This window comes from Mesorhizobium sp. B2-8-3 (assembly GCF_006440815.1).
In the GTDB taxonomy this organism is placed as follows: Bacteria; Pseudomonadota; Alphaproteobacteria; order Rhizobiales; family Rhizobiaceae; genus Mesorhizobium.
In genome coordinates this window covers 1-16,409 of the sequence record NZ_VFTW01000022.1, presented here as the reverse complement: position 1 = coordinate 16,409, position 16,409 = coordinate 1, and the positions used below count along the sequence as shown (strand labels likewise).

14 protein-coding genes and 1 tRNA gene are annotated in these 16,409 nt (G+C 63.7%); 7 read left to right on the top strand and 8 right to left on the bottom strand.

Features of this window, described 5'->3' with window-relative positions; all coding sequences use genetic code 11:
• Positions 1-503: 503 nt before the first annotated feature.
• The 4 genes from proS to FJ418_RS24810 all read left to right on the top strand — a co-directional run bounded on the left by proS (position 504) and on the right by FJ418_RS24810 (position 5,652).
• Positions 504-1,832: a proline--tRNA ligase gene (gene proS / locus FJ418_RS24825; RefSeq protein ID WP_140870123.1), complete on the top strand. Its 1,329-nt coding sequence runs from the start codon at positions 504-506 to the stop codon at positions 1,830-1,832.
• Positions 1,829-3,115, top strand: coding sequence for a lipoprotein-releasing ABC transporter permease subunit (locus tag FJ418_RS24820; protein ID WP_140653614.1), 1,287 nt, complete (start codon positions 1,829-1,831; stop codon positions 3,113-3,115). Before proS ends, FJ418_RS24820 begins: the two co-directional genes overlap by 4 nt.
• Positions 3,115-3,795, top strand: a complete 681-nt coding sequence (locus tag FJ418_RS24815) for an ABC transporter ATP-binding protein (RefSeq protein WP_140870120.1) — start codon at positions 3,115-3,117, stop codon at positions 3,793-3,795. Before FJ418_RS24820 ends, FJ418_RS24815 begins: the two co-directional genes overlap by 1 nt.
• Before the next feature lie 606 nt (positions 3,796-4,401).
• Positions 4,402-5,652, top strand: a complete 1,251-nt coding sequence (locus FJ418_RS24810) for an SRPBCC family protein (RefSeq protein WP_140870117.1) — start codon at positions 4,402-4,404, stop codon at positions 5,650-5,652.
• A gap of 155 nt (positions 5,653-5,807) precedes the next feature.
• Here FJ418_RS24810 and lipB read toward each other — a convergent pair whose 3' ends face one another.
• On the bottom strand, positions 5,808-6,551 hold the full coding sequence (gene lipB, locus FJ418_RS24805; RefSeq protein WP_140870115.1) for a lipoyl(octanoyl) transferase LipB: 744 nt from the start codon (positions 6,549-6,551) through the stop codon (positions 5,808-5,810).
• 227 nt (positions 6,552-6,778) lie between these two features.
• On the opposite strand from lipB, the gene FJ418_RS24800 reads away from it, so the two are divergent.
• A tRNA-Leu gene (locus FJ418_RS24800) sits at positions 6,779-6,863 on the top strand.
• Between the two features lie 154 nt (positions 6,864-7,017).
• Here FJ418_RS24800 and sucD read toward each other — a convergent pair.
• From sucD to FJ418_RS24775, 5 genes are all read right to left on the bottom strand, one after another.
• Entirely contained in the window at positions 7,018-7,917 is a 900-nt protein-coding gene (gene sucD, locus FJ418_RS24795) for a succinate--CoA ligase subunit alpha (RefSeq protein WP_040981997.1), read from the bottom strand.
• Positions 7,918-7,930: 13 nt separating this feature from the next.
• Complete coding sequence (locus tag FJ418_RS24790; RefSeq protein WP_140705671.1) at positions 7,931-9,118, bottom strand: malate--CoA ligase subunit beta; 1,188 nt, start codon at positions 9,116-9,118, stop codon at positions 7,931-7,933.
• A gap of 21 nt (positions 9,119-9,139) precedes the next feature.
• Positions 9,140-10,102: a CoA ester lyase gene (locus FJ418_RS24785; protein ID WP_140870112.1), complete on the bottom strand. Its 963-nt coding sequence runs from the start codon at positions 10,100-10,102 to the stop codon at positions 9,140-9,142.
• Between the two features lie 10 nt (positions 10,103-10,112).
• Complete coding sequence (locus FJ418_RS24780; RefSeq protein WP_140870109.1) at positions 10,113-11,303, bottom strand: aminotransferase class V-fold PLP-dependent enzyme; 1,191 nt, start codon at positions 11,301-11,303, stop codon at positions 10,113-10,115.
• 135 nt (positions 11,304-11,438) lie between these two features.
• Positions 11,439-12,110 carry a response regulator transcription factor gene (locus tag FJ418_RS24775; protein ID WP_140705667.1) on the bottom strand — a complete coding sequence of 224 codons (672 nt, stop codon included), beginning with the start codon at positions 12,108-12,110 and terminating at the stop codon, positions 11,439-11,441.
• Positions 12,111-12,472: 362 nt separating this feature from the next.
• Between FJ418_RS24775 and mgtE the strand changes: the two genes are divergently transcribed.
• Positions 12,473-13,891, top strand: a complete 1,419-nt coding sequence (gene mgtE / locus FJ418_RS24770) for a magnesium transporter (RefSeq protein ID WP_140646666.1) — start codon at positions 12,473-12,475, stop codon at positions 13,889-13,891.
• Between the two features lie 143 nt (positions 13,892-14,034).
• The gene (locus tag FJ418_RS24765; protein ID WP_027168973.1) at positions 14,035-14,421 is read left to right on the top strand and encodes a MerR family DNA-binding transcriptional regulator; all 387 of its coding nucleotides are present in this window, start codon (positions 14,035-14,037) and stop codon (positions 14,419-14,421) included.
• A gap of 327 nt (positions 14,422-14,748) precedes the next feature.
• Here FJ418_RS24765 and FJ418_RS24760 read toward each other — a convergent pair whose 3' ends face one another.
• The gene (locus FJ418_RS24760; RefSeq protein ID WP_140870106.1) at positions 14,749-15,228 is read right to left on the bottom strand and encodes an isoprenylcysteine carboxylmethyltransferase family protein; all 480 of its coding nucleotides are present in this window, start codon (positions 15,226-15,228) and stop codon (positions 14,749-14,751) included.
• A complete protein-coding gene (locus tag FJ418_RS24755) occupies positions 15,225-16,226 on the bottom strand; it encodes a DUF1624 domain-containing protein (protein WP_140870103.1) in 1,002 nt (333 codons plus the stop codon). Before FJ418_RS24755 ends, FJ418_RS24760 begins: the two co-directional genes overlap by 4 nt.
• Positions 16,227-16,409 lie beyond the last annotated feature (183 nt).

Sequence of the window (16,409 nt, the reverse complement as noted above, 5' to 3'; positions counted from 1 at the left end):
CCGATTCAACGGCTAATCACGCCTGATGCTGTTTGGCAGATGGTTGTGCTAAGCAGATGATTGCACAAAAAAAATGCAAGGCACAAGGCCTTGCAATTTAAACGCGTCCGATCTGTTTCCGGTGTCCGGCGGCAGCGAGTTACCGCGCCTAGATCGCATCCTCCCAAGACTTTGACCGCGTAGGAGAGCAGATTTTTCTCCGCCCTCTCGGTTATCGGCGCACACTAGACCAAGGCAGGTGAAAATGTCACGAAGAATTTTGCCTTGAAACAGGCAATATCGTGCTGCACTGCACAATAGTGCGGCAGGGCTTGCTTGTGAATCGATCAAAAAGCCATTTGCGGCACTTTGCAGCCAAAATCGCCTTTTTGGTAAGGTGCAGAAGGCCCCGATACTTTGGGGCACTCGGGTTTCCATTCGGCCATGAAATGGCTATGAAGCCCGGGCAAGCAGCCTCGGTTGCGCCGATTCCCGCGCCGCCATTTTCACTCACGGACCAGTCCATGCGTTTGTCGCGCTATTTCCTGCCCATTCTCAAAGAAAATCCCCGCGAGGCCGAAATCGTCTCGCACCGGCTGATGCTGCGCGCCGGCATGATCCGGCAACAGGGGCAGGGCAGCTTTTCGTGGCTGCCGCTGGGCAAGCGCGTGCTGGACAAGGTCTGCCGGATCATCCGCGAGGAACAGAACCGCGCCGGCGCGCTGGAAATCCTGATGCCGACCATCCAGTCGGCGGATCTGTGGCGAGAAAGCGGCCGTTACAACGACTATGGCAAGGAGATGCTGCGCATCAAGGACCGCCAGGATCGCGACATGCTCTACGGGCCGACCAATGAAGAGATGGTCACCGAGATTTTCCGCGCCTATGTGAAGTCCTACAAGGATCTGCCGCTCAACCTCTACCACATCCAGTGGAAGTTCCGCGATGAGGTGCGCCCGCGCTTCGGCGTCATGCGCAGCAGGGAATTCCTGATGAAGGATGCTTACTCCTTCGACCTCGATTTCGAGGGCGCCAGGGCCGCCTACAACCGCATGTTCGTCTCCTATCTCAGGACGTTCACACGCATGGGCCTGCAGGCCATTCCGATGCGCGCCGACACCGGCCCGATCGGCGGCGATCTCAGCCATGAGTTCATCATCCTGGCCGACACCGGCGAGAGCCAGGTGTTCTGCGACCGCGCCTATCTGTCGCTCGACGTGCCGGGCGCCGGCACCAACTTCTCCAACGATGCCGAGATCGGCGACATCGTGAAGAAGTGGACGACGCCTTATGCCGCCACCGACGAGATGCATGACGAGGCGGCCTGGGCGAACGTTCCGCCAAGCGAGCAGGTCTCGGCGCGCGGCATCGAAGTCGGCCACATCTTCCACTTCGGCGAGAAATACTCCAAGCCCATGGGCGCCAAGGTGACCGGACCCGACGGCAAGGACCACTACGCCTCCGGCGGCTCCTATGGCATCGGTCCGTCTCGGCTGGTCGCGGCGATCATCGAGGCCAGCCATGACGAGAACGGCATCATCTGGCCGGAGGCGGTGGCGCCCTTCGATATCGGCCTGATCAACATGAAGGTCGGCGACGCCGAATGCGACCGCGTCTGCGACGAGCTTTATGCGGCGCTCACTTCGGCCGGCAAGGACGTGCTCTATGACGACACCGACCAGCGGCCCGGCGGCAAGTTCGCCACCGCGGATCTGATCGGCCTGCCGTGGCAGGTGATCGTCGGACCGCGCGGCGTGGCCGCCGGCGAGGTCGAGATCAAGAACCGCAAGTCGGGCGAGCGTGCCACACTGCCGATCGCGGAAGCCAAGAAGCGCTTGGGTGTCGCCGCATGAGCGAGCCGGCGGCAGCGGCCAGGTCAGCGGCGGGCGCTTTCTCCGGCTTCGAGCGCATGGTGGCCTGGCGCTATCTGCGCTCGCGCCGCAAGGAAACGGTGATCTCGGTCATCGCCTCGATCTCCTTCCTCGGCATCATGCTCGGCGTCGCGACGCTGATCGTCGTCATGGCCGTGATGAACGGTTTTCGCGCCGAATTGCTGACACGCATCCTCGGCGTCAACGGCCACCTCATCGTGCAGCCGCTCGATTCGCCGCTGGAGGATTACGCCCAGGTGGCGAGCCGCATCAACGGCGTCGCGGGCGTCAAATACGCCATTCCGCTGATCGACGGCCAAGTGCTGGCGCAAGGCAATGTCGGCGGCGGCACGGGCGCGTTGGTGCGCGGCATCCGCGGCGAGGATCTCGGCAAGATTTCGATCGTCGCCAGCAACATCAAGCAGGGCACGCTCGACGGTTTCGACACCGGCGACGGCGTGGCGATCGGCAAGCGTATGGCGGAAAGCCTCGGACTGGTGCTCGGCGACACGATCACGCTGATCTCGCCGGACGGCGACGTGACGCCGCTCGGCACCACGCCGCGCATGAAGGGCTACAAGGTGGCGGCGATCTTCGAGGTCGGCATGTCGGAATATGACAGCTCGATCGTCTATATGCCGTTCTCCGAAGCGCAGCTCTATTTCAACATGGACGGCCGCGCGCAGACCATCGAGATCTATGTCGACAATCCCGACAATGTCGACGCGCTGAAGCCGCTGGTCGAGCAGGCGGCGCAGCGGCCGGTCGATCTCGTCGACTGGCGCCAGCGCAACGAGACCTTCTTCTCGGCGCTGCAGGTCGAGCGCAACGTCATGTTCATGATTCTCACGCTGATCGTGCTGGTGGCGGCGCTCAACATCATTTCCGGCCTCATCATGCTGGTGAAGGACAAAGGCCACGACATCGCCATCCTGCGCACGATGGGCGCCTCGCGCGGCGCGATCCTGCGCATCTTCCTGATGACGGGGGCGGCGATCGGCGTCACCGGGACCATCGCCGGCGTGCTGCTCGGCGTCGTCATCTGCCTCAACATCGAATCGATCCGCCAGTTCTTCTCCTGGATGACCGGCAGGATACTGTTCAACCCCGAGCTCTATTTCCTCAGCCAGCTGCCGGCGAAGATGGATCCGCGCGAGACGACCTACGTCGTCATCATGGCGCTGGCCCTGTCGTTCCTCGCGACAGTGTTTCCGGCCTGGCGGGCCGCCCGGCTCGATCCGGTCGAAGCCTTGAGGTACGAATGATGGCCGAGGCCATTATCGAGCTGAAGGGCGTCGAGCGTCACTACGTCCAGGGACCGCGCAAGCTCACCATCCTGAACGGCGCCGACTTTTCGCTGCGGCGCGGCGAGATGGTGGCGCTGGTCGCGCCGTCGGGCACCGGCAAGTCCACACTGCTGCATACGGCGGGGCTGCTGGAGCGGCCCGACGCGGGCGACGTGATCCTCGCCGGCCGTGCCTGCGGCCGGCTGTCGGACGAGGAGCGCACCGCGATCCGCCGCAACGATGTCGGCTTTGTCTACCAGTTCCATCATTTGCTGCCGGAGTTCTCGGCGCTCGAGAACATCATGATGCCGCAGCTGATCAAGGGGCTTTCCTCCAAGGACGCTTCGGACCGGGCAGCCCAGCTTCTCGACTACATGCAGATCGGCAAGCGCGCGCAGCACCGGCCGGCCGAGCTTTCCGGCGGCGAGCAGCAACGCGTCGCCATTGCCCGCGCGGTCGCCAATGCGCCGCTGGTGCTGCTGGCCGACGAGCCGACCGGCAATCTCGATCCGGTCACCGCCTCCTATGTGTTCGATGCGCTGGAGGCGCTGGTCAGGCAGTCGGGCCTCGCGGCGCTGATCGCCACCCACAACCATGAGCTGGCCTCGCGCATGGATCGGCGCGTGACGCTGGCCGAGGGTAAGGTCGTGCCGCTTTAGGCCAAACCGATATTCGGATGAGGCTGGCCTGCGGATGGCAGCTTCCGGCCTTCGCCGGCCGAAGCCCTCATAAGTGTCTCCGCTCTATGAAGGCTACCGTCGGCGTGGGCCGGTTCTCGGAACCTGCCATCCTCGGCTCAGCCCGATCCGAATCTCGGCTCGGCCTGGCTCTGCGCAAATACCCCCCAATCGTGCGCTAACCTTTCCTTAACCCTGCAGAAATGGACGGCCCGGATTCGTTCGGCGCGGTGTGTGGCGGCCGTTGACATTCGAACAAAATTAGAACAAACTACGAACATACTAACAACGGAGAGAGTTATGTCTGATCTGGTTCAGGATGTCGTCTCGCTGGTTTGCATGAGCACCTTCCTCGTTTCCATGGCGATCTGGATCGGCGCCATGTGATCGGGCGGCCTAGCCGCTGCCGAGATGGGCAAATGCCCGACCGTTGTTCGGGCGGGCAAGAGCCCGCCCTGGGATAGGCAAGGGCCCGCCCATGTTTGGGACGGCAGGGCCGCCCTGGGACGGGCAAGAGCCCGCCCGTTGTTAAGTCTTTCTTGGCCGGGTCGACGCTAGGTTGTTCCCTCAAGACAGGGAGCGAATTCGGTGTCGGTCATCGTCACGGTCACCCTCGTGGCCGGCAATCTCGGACTGATCTTTCTTTTGATGACCGTGCCGCTCGGACTGCGCACGGTGACGGTCAGCCGCGTGATCAAGGCCGACCGCGATCGCCTCTGGCAGGCGCTGTGGCCGTTCGGCGGCGACGCCGGATGGTCCGGCGAGATCCTTTCCGCCGAGCCGCTGGACGGCGAGGGGACGGTGCTGATCAAGCTGTCCTGGGAAGGGCGTGACGGCCGGCCGATCGAACGCAAGGCGCGGTTCGAGGATGTGAGGGAAGGCAGCCGCTTTTCGATGCGGGTTATCGAGGACACTGCGCTCGATCCGTCGTTCTGGGCAAACTATCGCGAGACCGCCGAACTCGTGCCCGAGGGTGATGCGACGCGGGTCACGCTTACTCAAACCGATCGCTACCGCGGCGTCGCGTTCCTGGTCTTCCGTTTCTTCGCCATGCGCCGCGAGCTCAGCAAGCTGGACGTCTGGGCGGCTACCGGCACGTATCGCAAGGGCGGCTGGTTCGAGCATCCGCTGAGCCAGATCGGCTTTGCCGTGCTTTCGGCCCTGATCCTGTGGCCGTTCTTCGGCCTCAATATCGGCGGCCTGGCCCTTGCCGCGATCCTGACCTCGGTGGTCGCCCTGCACGAGCTCGGCCATATGGCGGCCTTCCGGCTGACGGGGCATCGCCGGGCACGGATGATCTTCATTCCGCTGCTTGGCGGCATTGCCATCGGTGGAAGGCCCTATAACAGCCGCTTCGAGGTCGCTTTCGTGGCGCTTATGGGCGCAAGCTTCTCCGCTTTCCTGGTGCCGGTGCTGATCGCCGCCAGCGGCTTCGCCAACGGCGAGGGACATCGGCTTGTCGCCATGCTCCTGGCAACGCTCGCCGGCTGCGCATCCCTGTTCAACATCGCCAATCTGGTGCCGGTGTGGAAATTCGACGGCGGCCAGGTGCTGCGTCAGATCTGCCCGGATCCGGCAGCACTCGCGCTGGCGTCCTTCCTGCTGCTCTCGGCGCTTCTGGCGCTCGGCTGGCGGGCCGGTTTTTCGCCGAGCTTCCTGCTGATCGCCGGCGCGGTGTTCGCGATCCTCAGCCTGATCACCATGGGCAGCGGCGTGAAGCCGCGACACGAACTGAAGCCGATCAAGACCTTCGACCGGCTGGCCATGGCCGGCGCGCTGCTCGCCGTCTTTGCCATCCACGGCTACGGGATGCTGTGGGCATCCGCGCAGCTGATGTAGAGTATGTTGATATTCAGATGAGTCCGGCCTGCAAACGGCAGCTTCCTGCGCTTCCGGTGCTCACGTACTTAAGTACGCTCCGCTCCGGTTCTCGGAACCCACCGTTTTCGGCTCGGCCTGACCTGAATCTCAACACACTCCAGGCGGAGCGACGTTCAGCCAGCCTTGCGAGCAGGCTCGGCGACCGAAACTGCGGCAGGCCCGAACACATCCTCAAACGCCGATTTCAGCGCCAGATCAAGATCTGCCATGGTGACGGGCAGGCCGAGATCAACAAGGCTGGTCACGCCGTGGTCCGAAACGCCGCAGGGCACGATGCCGCTGAAATGGCCGAGATCCGGCTCGACATTGATGGCGATGCCGTGGAAGCTCACCCAGCGCCGCAGCCGGATGCCGATTGCCGCGATCTTGTCCTCGGCGGGTGAGTCGTCCGGCAGGGCAGGACGATCCGGCCGCACCACCCAGACGCCGACGCGGTCCTCGCGCCGCTCGCCGCGCACATTGAAGGCGGCAAGCGTGGAGATGATCCATTGCTCGAGCGCCGCGACGAAGGCGCGCACATCCTCGCGCCGGCGCTTCAGATCGAGCATGACATAGGCCACGCGCTGGCCGGGGCCGTGATAGGTGTATTCGCCGCCACGGCCCGCGGCAAAGACCGGGAAGCGGTCGGGGTCGATCAGGTCCTCGATGCGGGCGCTGGTGCCGGCGGTGTAGAGCGGCGGATGCTCGACCAGCCAGACCATTTCGCCTGCCGCGCCGCTGCGGATCGCTTCGGCGCGAGCCTCCATGAAGGCAAGGGCATCCGGATAGGCGGTAAGGCCTGGCTCGATCACCCATTCGACCGGTGCCGAGCCGGGCAGGGGCAGGAACGACGTGGCGATCTGGCTGCGTTCTGTCATGGAACTTTCTCGATGCTCCTCCCATATGGCGGCAATCGGCCAAAACGTCCAGTTCCGGCAACGTGAAGGCGGGCTGCGGAGGCTTGTGGAGGCAACACCTCGTCCGCCCAAAACCTCTGCGCACCTGTCGGTGATACGCATTCGCGAATATTCCGCTCAGCGCACTTGTTTCGCCGGAAACGATTTGCTACAGGCCCCGAGCCGGACGGTTCCGGCTCCTACCACGTGCGGTCGTGGCGGAATTGGTAGACGCGCAGCGTTGAGGTCGCTGTGGGGCAACCCGTGGAAGTTCGAGTCTTCTCGACCGCACCAAAATCTCCGCAAAAAGCCAATGAATCCGGCGATGGCAGGCGACTGTCGCCACGGCTGCGTGCGTCTTGCTCGCCAAAACGAAAGCGGCGGCGGGTCATGAAGACCGCCACCGCCTGGAATTCCCAACCAATCCAAAGCCGTCAGGCTAGACCGATCAAGCAGCCTTCTTCGTCCGCGCCAGCGTATCGGCCACCACTTCACCGAAGGAGGCGGGGGTCGGCACGATGACGACGCCGGCTTCCTTCAGGATCTCGACCTTTTCCTGCGCCGACTCGCCGAAGGCGGAGATGATCGCGCCGGCATGGCCCATGCGCCTTCCCTTCGGTGCGGAAAGCCCGGCGATGTAGGCGATCAGGGGCTTGCGCATATTGTCGCGCGCCCAGATCGCGGCTTCGGCTTCCTGCGGGCCGCCGATCTCGCCGATCATCACCACAGCGTCGGTGTCGTCGTCCCGTTCGAAGAGCTGCAGGATGTCCTTGAAGGAAGAGCCATTGATGGGGTCGCCGCCGATGCCGACGCTGGTCGACACGCCGATGCCGAGCGCCTTCATCTGCGAGGCCGCCTCGTAACCCAGCGTGCCTGAGCGGCCGACGATGCCGACGCGCCCCGGCAGATAGATGCTGCCTGGCATGATGCCCATCAGCGCCTGTCCGGGGGTGATGACGCCGGCGCAGTTCGGGCCGACCAGCCGCATGCGGTCCTCGAAGCGGTAGCGGCGCATGTAGCGCTTGACCCGCATCATGTCCTGCGAGGGGATGCCGTCGGTGATGCAGACGCAGAGTTTTATCCCGGCGTCCGCGGCCTCCATGATCGAATCGGCGGCGAAGGGCGGCGGCACGAAGACGATGCTCGCCTCGGCGCGGGTCTCGCGCACCGCACCCTTGACCGTGTTGAAGACAGGCAAGCCGAGATGCGTCTGGCCGCCCTTGCCGGGGGTGACGCCGCCGACCAGCTTGGTGCCGTAGCGCTTCATGTCGTCGGCATGGAAGCTGCCGATCTTGCCGGTGAACCCTTGCACGATCACGCGCGTGCTGCGGTTGAGCAGGATTGCCATTTCTCGACCTCCCTCAGGCTGCTTTTTTGTTCTTGGTGGCTTCGCGCCAGGCGGCGACGGCCTTTTCGGCGGCTTCGGCCAGTGTGTCGGCGACGATCACCGCCTCGCCGGAATCGGCCAGGATCTTGCGCCCTTCCTCGACCTTGGTGCCGGAAAGGCGCACCACCAGCGGCACATCGACGCCGACCTCGCGGATCGCCTTGATGACGCCTTCGGCGACCCAGTCGCAGCGGTTGATGCCGGCGAAGATGTTGACCAGGATGGTCTCGACATTCTTGTCGCCGAGCACGGCTCGGAAGGATTTCGCCACCCGCTCCGGCGAGGCGCCGCCGCCGATGTCGAGGAAGTTGGCCGGCTCGCCCCCGGCGATCTTGATCATATCCATCGTCGCCATGGCGAGCCCAGCGCCGTTGATGATGCAGCCGATATTGCCGTCGAGCCCGACATAAGAGAGGCCGCGGTCGCTGGCGAACGTCTCGCGCGGGTCTTCCTGGCTCTTGTCGCGCAGCTCCGAGATTTCCGGGCGACGAAACAGCGCGTTCTCATCGAAGGACATCTTGGCGTCGAGCGCGACGAGGTTGCCGTCGCGCGTCACCACCAGCGGATTGATCTCCAGCATCGTGGCGTCGTAGTCGCGGAACACCCGGTAGCAGCCGAGGATGGTTTCGGTCGCCTTGCCGATCAGATTGTCCTCGAGCCCGAGCCCGAAGGCGATCTCGCGCGCCTGGAAGCGCTGCATGCCGACGCCCGGATCGACAGTGGCGCGGATGATCGAATCCGGCGCCGTCTCGGCGATCTCCTCGATCTCCATGCCGCCGGCGGCCGACGCCACGATCATGACGCGCTCTTCCTTGCGGTCGAGCACGAAGCCGAGATAGAGTTCCTGCGCGATGTCGACGGCTTCCTCGAGATAGAGGCGCGAGATCAGCTTCCCGCGCGGGCCGGTCTGCTGGGTCACCAGCTTGCGCCCGAGCATGGCTTCGGCCGCGTTGGAGATCTCCTCGTCATTCGAGCATAGCTTGATGCCGCCGGCCTTGCCACGCGCGCCGGAATGGACCTGCGCCTTCAGCACCCATTTCGCGCCGCCGATCTCCCTGGCACGGTAGGTCGCCTGTTCGGGGCTGTAAGCGAGGCCGCCGCGCGGCACATGCACGCCGTGGCGGGCAAGCAGTTCCTTGGCCTGGTATTCGTGGATGTCCATCTTGTCCTCCCGGTATTTTTTCTATTGCGCGGCAGCGTGCTGCTGACCGGCGCGCTCGATCGCCTCGTTCACCACCAGCACGTTGCGCGCCATGCGCTCCGACGCCGCGTCGATCATCTTGCCGTCGAGGGCGGCGGCACCCTTGCCGAGCGCTTCCGCTTCCTTCAGCACTTCGAGGATGCGGCGGGCATGCGTGACTTCCTTTTCCGGCGGCGAGAACACGTCGTTGGCCAGGGCGATCTGCGAGGGATGGATCGCCCATTTGCCCTCGATGCCGAGTGCCGCGGCGCGCCGGGCGGCGGCCTTGTAGCCTTCGGGGTCGGAGAAATCGCCGAACGGCCCGTCGATGGCGCGCAGGCCATAGGCGCGGCAGGCGACCGTCATGCGCGACAGCGCGAAATGCCACTGGTCGCCGGGATAGTCGGGGTTGAGGCCGCCGATGTTGACGGTGCGCGCCTTGTTTGAGGCGGCATAGTCGGCGACACCGAAATGCATGGCTTCCAGCCGGCCGGGCGCGGCGGCGATCGCTTCGACATTGGCCATGCCGAGCGCCGTCTCGATCAGCGCTTCGAGACCGACGCGGGTCTTGAAGCCCTTAGCCATCTCGATCTGGTTGACCATGGCCTCGACCATATAGAGGTCGGCCGGCACGCCGACCTTAGGCACCAGGATCGTGTCCAGCCGGTCGCCGGCCTGTTCCATGACATCGACGACGTCGCGGTACATGTAATGCGTGTCGAGGCCGTTGATGCGCACCGAGACGGTCTTGCCCTTGGCGCGCCAGTCGATGTCGTTGAGCGCCTGGATGATGTTCTTGCGGGCGCGTTCCTTGTCGGGCGGCGCGACCGCGTCCTCGATGTCGAGGAAGACGAAGTCGGCGGCGCTGTTCGCCGCCTTGTCGATCATCTCCGGGCTCGAACCCGGGACGGCGAGCTCGCTGCGCTGGAGTCTCAGCTTCTTCAGATGGTTGATGGTGTGGCTCATGGTCCGCTCCTCACGCCGCCTTGGCGACAGGGACGCCGGCCGTGCGGCGGAAGTGCTCGATCGCCGCGGCCACGCCCGAGCCGGGCGCCAGACGCACACCGCAATCGAGCAGCGCCATTTCGGCCGCCGACAGCGAGGCGCACACCATCACCTCGTTCAGCCAGCCGAGATGGCCGATGCGGAAGACTTTTCCGAACACCTTGTTCAAGCCGCCGCCGAGCGACGTCTGGTAGGCCTGGTAGGCGCGCTTGACGACATCGCCGCTATCGATGCCTTCCGGCACCATAATGGCGCTGACCGTGTCGGAATGCCATTTCGGCGCCTTGGCGCAGAGCTTCAGGCCCCATGCGTCGACCGCCTTGCGCACGCCTTCGGCAAGGCGATGGTGGCGGGCGAAGATGTTGTCGAGCCCTTCCTCCTCGATCAGGTCGAGCGAGGCGCGCAGGCCGCGCAGCAGCTGGGTGGCCGGTGTGTAGGGGAAATAGCCGGCATCGTTGGCGCGGATCATGTCCTCGAAGGAGAAGAAGCAGCGCCGGTGCGTCGAAACCCGCGAGGCGGCCAGCGCCTTCTTGCTGACCGACAGGAAACCGAGGCCGGCCGGCAGCATGAAACCTTTCTGCGAGCCGCTGACGGCACAGTCGACGCCCCACTCCTCCTGGCGGAAGTCGATCGAGCCGATCGAGGAGACGCCGTCGACGAAGAGGAGCGCCGGGTGGTTCGCCGCATCGAGCGCGGCGCGGCAGCCGGCGACGTCGCTGGTGACGCCCGTCGCGGTCTCGTTCTGCGTGCAGAAGACCGCCTTGATAAGATGCGCCTTGTCGGCCTTCAGCCGTTCCGCATAGATTTCGAGCGGAACGCCGGTGCCCCATTCGCAGTCGATAACGTCGACCTCGAAGCCGAGGCGCTCGGCCATGTCGACCCACAAATGCGAGAACTGGCCAAAGCGCGACATCAGCACCTTGTCGCCGGGGCTGAGCACGTTCGTCATCGCGGCTTCCCAGGCGCCGGTGCCGGAGGAGGGATAGATGAAGACGCGGCCGCTCTCGTTCTTGAAGACTCGTTTGATGTCCTCGAAGAGCGGCAAGGTCAGGTCGGGGAAGGAGGCGGCGCGCATATCCTCCATCGGCAGGTTCATGGCCTGCCGGACTTGTTCGGGAATGTTGGTAGGCCCCGGGATGAAAAGATGCGTGAACCCAGCCATGCGCGAAACTCCTCCGATCGTTTGGGATTGTGGAGGCAGTTTCGTTTCGACGAGGCCTTGCAACAACACCTTGCCGGGTAAGTTGTTGGCCCTTGCGGGTGGGTTGGTCCTACCCGATTGGCCTACCCGGGCGGCCTAACCGAAAGGCGGTTTGGACGTGCGGCGTTTCTCGCTGGAATAGAGCGCGACAGCCATGGCGCGATTGCGCACGTCCAGCTTGTCGTAGAGATTTTTCAGGTGATACTTCACCGTGTTCTCGGAAATCCCGGTCCGCGTTGCGATCTGCAGGTTCGTCCAGCCGTCGGAAAGCACCGCCAGCAATTCGCGCTCGCGTACGGTGAGCCGCGACAATGGCGTGTCGTTGACTTTGTTGATGTCGATATAGGGGATGCAGATGCGGCCATGCGCCACCGCCAGGATGGTCTCGAAGATCACCGGCGGATCGTCGAACTGGAAGCAGTAGCCCTGCACGCCGAGGCGTACGCATTGCTTCAGAATGCCGATATCGTGGTCGTTGGAAAAGATCGTGATGCGCACACCGAGCTCGCGGCTCTGAACTTCCGTAAGCACATCGGCGCCATCCATGTCGGCGAGCTTCCAGCCGACGACGGCGACGTCGAATTTCGTGGCGGCGGCCAGTTCCAGAAATTGCGCGCCGCTGTGCACGGCATCGAGCAGATCGAAACGCCCGTCGCATTCCAGCATTTCGCGCAGCGCCGAAACAACGAAAGGATTGCGCTCGGCGACGACCACGCGAACGCGCCGCTCGGTATTTCCTTGGTTCGTCTTTGCGGACTTGATGTTCAAGGGCAGCGTTTGTCCTCGGACTGTTTAGCGATGCGCTGATCCTGCTGGATCATGCATCATGACAATTCTGCCTCAATGGGGAAGGGGTGCTCTTTCCCCAGCGACATGCGCTGTCGCGTCGGCTGAAGCGATTGTCACGCCTGCGAGGCGGGCGCCGTATACTGCTCTTGTGGGGGTGCGAGTGGAAGACAACCGCCACATTTCCTTGGCTATTCCGTGCGCTAGAGCGACATCTTTCCAAGACGAATCCTATTGCCGCGCTATCTGCCGCACAGGGTTTGGATTTCCCGAAAAGCGGTTTCCACTTTTCGGGATCATGCACTAGACCTCATTTCGGGATTCCTCATTGCGGGAGGCGCTTGGTGGAAGGCCAGGACAGACAGACGACCGGCGCCGCGCCCGCCGAGGAACACCATGCCGACATCTATGGCGAGGATGGCGCCGTTCGCGCCTCCTTCCTTGCCCAGATCGGCGCGGCCATCGCCGACCGCGATACGATCACCCTCAAGCGCGAAGTCGACGACCTGCACCAGTCGGAGCTCGGCGACGTGCTGGAGGCGCTTCACCCCGAACAGCGCCGCGCACTGGTCGAACTGCTCGGCTCCGATTTCGACTTCTCCGCGCTGACCGAAGTCGACGAGGCGATCCGCCTCGACATCGTCGACAACCTGCCCAACGCGCAGATCGCGCAAGCGGTGCAGGAGCTCGATTCCGACGACGCCGTCTATATCCTCGAGGACCTCGAGAAGGAGGACCAGGACGAGATCCTGTCGCAACTGCCTTTCACCGAGCGCATCAGGCTGCGGCGCTCGCTCGACTATCCGGAGGAGACCGCCGGCCGGCGCATGCAGACCGAGTTTGTCGCCGTGCCGCCGTTCTGGACGATCGGCCAGACCATCGACTACATGCGCGAGGACAAGAACCTGCCCGAGCGCTTCAGCCAGATCTTCGTCATCGACCCGAGTTTCAAGCTGCTCGGCGCCATCGATCTGGACCAGATCCTGCGCACCAAGCGCGCGATCAAGGTCGAGGAGGTCATGCATGAGACCCTGCACGCGATCCCGGCCACGATGGACCAGGAAGAGGCGGCACGGGAGTTCGAACAATACAACCTGCTCTCCGCCGCCGTGGTCGACGAGAACGTGCGGCTGGTCGGCGTGCTGACCATCGACGACGTGGTCGACGTCATCCAGGAGGAGGCGGAAGAGGACCTTCTGCGCATGGGCGGCGTCGGCGACGAAGAACTGTCCGACACGGTGCTCGCCACCTCGCGCTCGCGCGTGCCCTGGCTGCTGGTCAACCTTGTGACCGCCTTCCTCGCCGCTTCGGTGATCGGCTTGTTCGACCGCACGATCGAGCATATCGTGGCGCTGGCGGTGCTGATGCCGATCGTCGCCGGCATGGGCGGCAATGCCGGTTCGCAGACCATGACCGTCACCGTGCGCGCGCTGGCAACCAGGGATCTCGATATCTACAACGCGGCGCGCATCATCCGGCGCGAGGTCGGCGTCGGCTTCATCAACGGCATGGTGTTCGCGGTGCTTATCGGCATGGTCGCCGGTTTCTGGTTCCGCGACCCCAATCTGGGCGGCATCATCGCGGCGGCGATGATCATCAACATGTTTGCCGCCGCACTGGCCGGGATCCTCATCCCGCTGGTGCTCGACCGCTTCAAGATCGATCCGGCGGTGGCCTCCGCGGTCTTCGTCACCACGGTCACCGACTGTGTCGGTTTTTTCGCGTTCCTGGGGCTGGCGACGTGGTGGTTTAGAGTGCCCTAAATCAATGGGCTCGCGTTAATTGACTTTTACGTAAATGCCGTGCGAGGTTGCCCCGGGGTCACGTGCCGATTCCGGCGCGGGATGGGTCTGATCGGAGGGAAGGGCGACGCTCCAAGCGGCGATGCCCGGGCTTGGGAGCAGGAATGCGGGAATATTATACGATCACCGAGCTGACACGCGAGTTCGACGTGTCGACGCGGACGTTGCGTTTTTACGAGGACGAAGGGCTGGTGCAGCCTGTAAGGCGCGGCCGCACGCGGCTGTTCCGGCCATCCGACCGGCACCTGATCCGCCAGATCATGCGCGGAAAAAGGCTCGGCTTCTCGATCAACGAGATCCGCGAGATCATCCAGATGTACAAGGAGCCGCCCGGCGAGGTCGGCCAGCTCAAGCTGATGATCAAGCGCATCGAGGAGAAACGCGAGGACCTGCGCCAGAAGCGGCGCGACCTGGAGGAGACGCTGGCCGAACTGGACCAGGCTGAAGAGTCCTGCGTGGAGCGGCTGGCTGAGCTGGGTGTGAATACGTGAAGCGCGGTGAGCAGGAGTTTTGCAGGGCAACTATCGCAAACGTTCGAGATTAGCCGGTGCCTCTCAGCTTCGTCATCCACGGGCGGAGCGGGAGCGAGGCGGACGCGGAGACCCGAGGATCCATTCCGTGACCTTGATCGAAGAGTGCAGCAGAGCAGAAGTCTGCACCGTTGCAACGCCTTGATGTCACGGAATGGTCTGCGCGCGTCGCTTCGCTCCTTGCTTCGCCATAGAATGACGACAGGAGAGGCGTTGCGGCTAAGGCGAGGCACGCAACCCTGACTGCTAAAGAAGCATGACCCCGCACCGATCCAAGCGAGGCAGCCCTCAGATCCAGCGGCGCACCCTTTTTGCGTAGTCGCGGTATTTCTTGCCGAACTTCGCCGCCAGGATCTTTTCTTCCTTCTCGATCGCCAGCTTTTGCGTGGCGAAAGCGGCGAGGAAGGCAAAGAGCAGGAACCAGGCGATGCCGGTGATGAAGGCGACGCCGATCAACAGCAGCGTGTTGGCGAGATACATCGGGTTGCGGGTGATGCCGAAGGGGCCGGACGTCACCAGGTGGTCCGGCTCGGCATTGGGGTCGAGCGTCGTCTTGGCTTTGAACATGACGCGGATGGCCGTGATCCACAGCATGGCGACGCCGAACAGCGCCACCCAGCCGACGCCGAACAGGAGATCGCCGAAGATGTCGCCCATCCAAGGCAGCGGGTAGAGCATGCCGAGGGCGACGCTGAGCGCGATCGCCACGACATAGATCACCGGCGGCCAGGGAATGATCCCGTGTCTGGACTTTACGATGCCCGTCATTGCTGCCCTCCCTCCACCTGGTCCTCCGTCGCGGCGGTGCAGGTTTCCGCCAGGTCGGCCAGATGCGATTTCCAGACGCTGGACTGGTCGTTGGCGTAGAGCTTGTCGAGAGACCCTTCGCCCTTCAGCGTGTCCAGCATGCAGCCACAATAGCTCGTACAGAACTTGCTGTCCCGCTGCTGTTCGCACTGCGCCTGGCAAGCCGGCAGGAAGCCGGCTTCCCTATCCTGAGGGGCTGCCGGCATGATCTGCGAGAATAGCCATACCGAGCCGAACAGAAGCGGCTGGTGGATGAGGTAGAAGGCAAGGCTGTGCCGGCCGATGAAGGTCAGCAGGTTGGACCAGCGGCCGGGCAGCCATGTTCCCAGCTGGGCGAGAAGCCCGGATGAGGAAGCGAGCTTCACCGCGGCGATCCCCAGCAGAACAGGGCCGAACCAGGGGAAGAGTGGCACGTAGTCGTTGGAACGCGGGTTGGTGGCGGAAAGGCCAACCCACCACAGCGCCGGATGGTCGAACAACTCCGACCGTAGATAGTAGGGTGCCGCAATGACGGTCGCGGCGATGATGGCCGTCAGCAGCCAGGGCAGCCTGAGAAAGACAAGGCCGAGCAGGCTCGCCAGCGCGATCTCGTGCAGAATGCCGAAGAAGATGAAGCCGTCCGGGGTGACGAAATAAGTGACCGTCGAAATGGCGATCGCCGCCACAGCGACCATGGCAAAGCGCTTCCAGAAGCCTGGCCAGCGGATCTGACGGCCATGGGCGAGAAAGAGGCTGACGCCGACCAGGAACAGGAAGGTCGAGGCAATGCAGCGCGCATAGAACTTCCACCAGCCGAAGGCGGTGAGGGCTGGCGCGGTGTAGCCGAAATTTTCGAGGTCCCAGGTGAAGTGGTAGCTCGCCATCGCGATCAGTGCGATGCCGCGCAGGATGTCGATGGCCTGGATGCGGCCGCGCTTGGGGGGATCCTGAACGGGTTCGCCGGTCGTTTGAACGCTCATTGATCTCGCAATCCGATTCAGTCCTGCCGAACGACTATCACGGTTCAAGCCGACGACAGAAGCAGGCGGCCATCAATGCGTTTCATGGCAGCCATGAAATTTCGCTTTAAGGTTTGTTGATATTCAGGATTCCCATCTTGGCTTGGTCGTGATTCAAGCTTTTGATGGAACGATTCGTGCTGA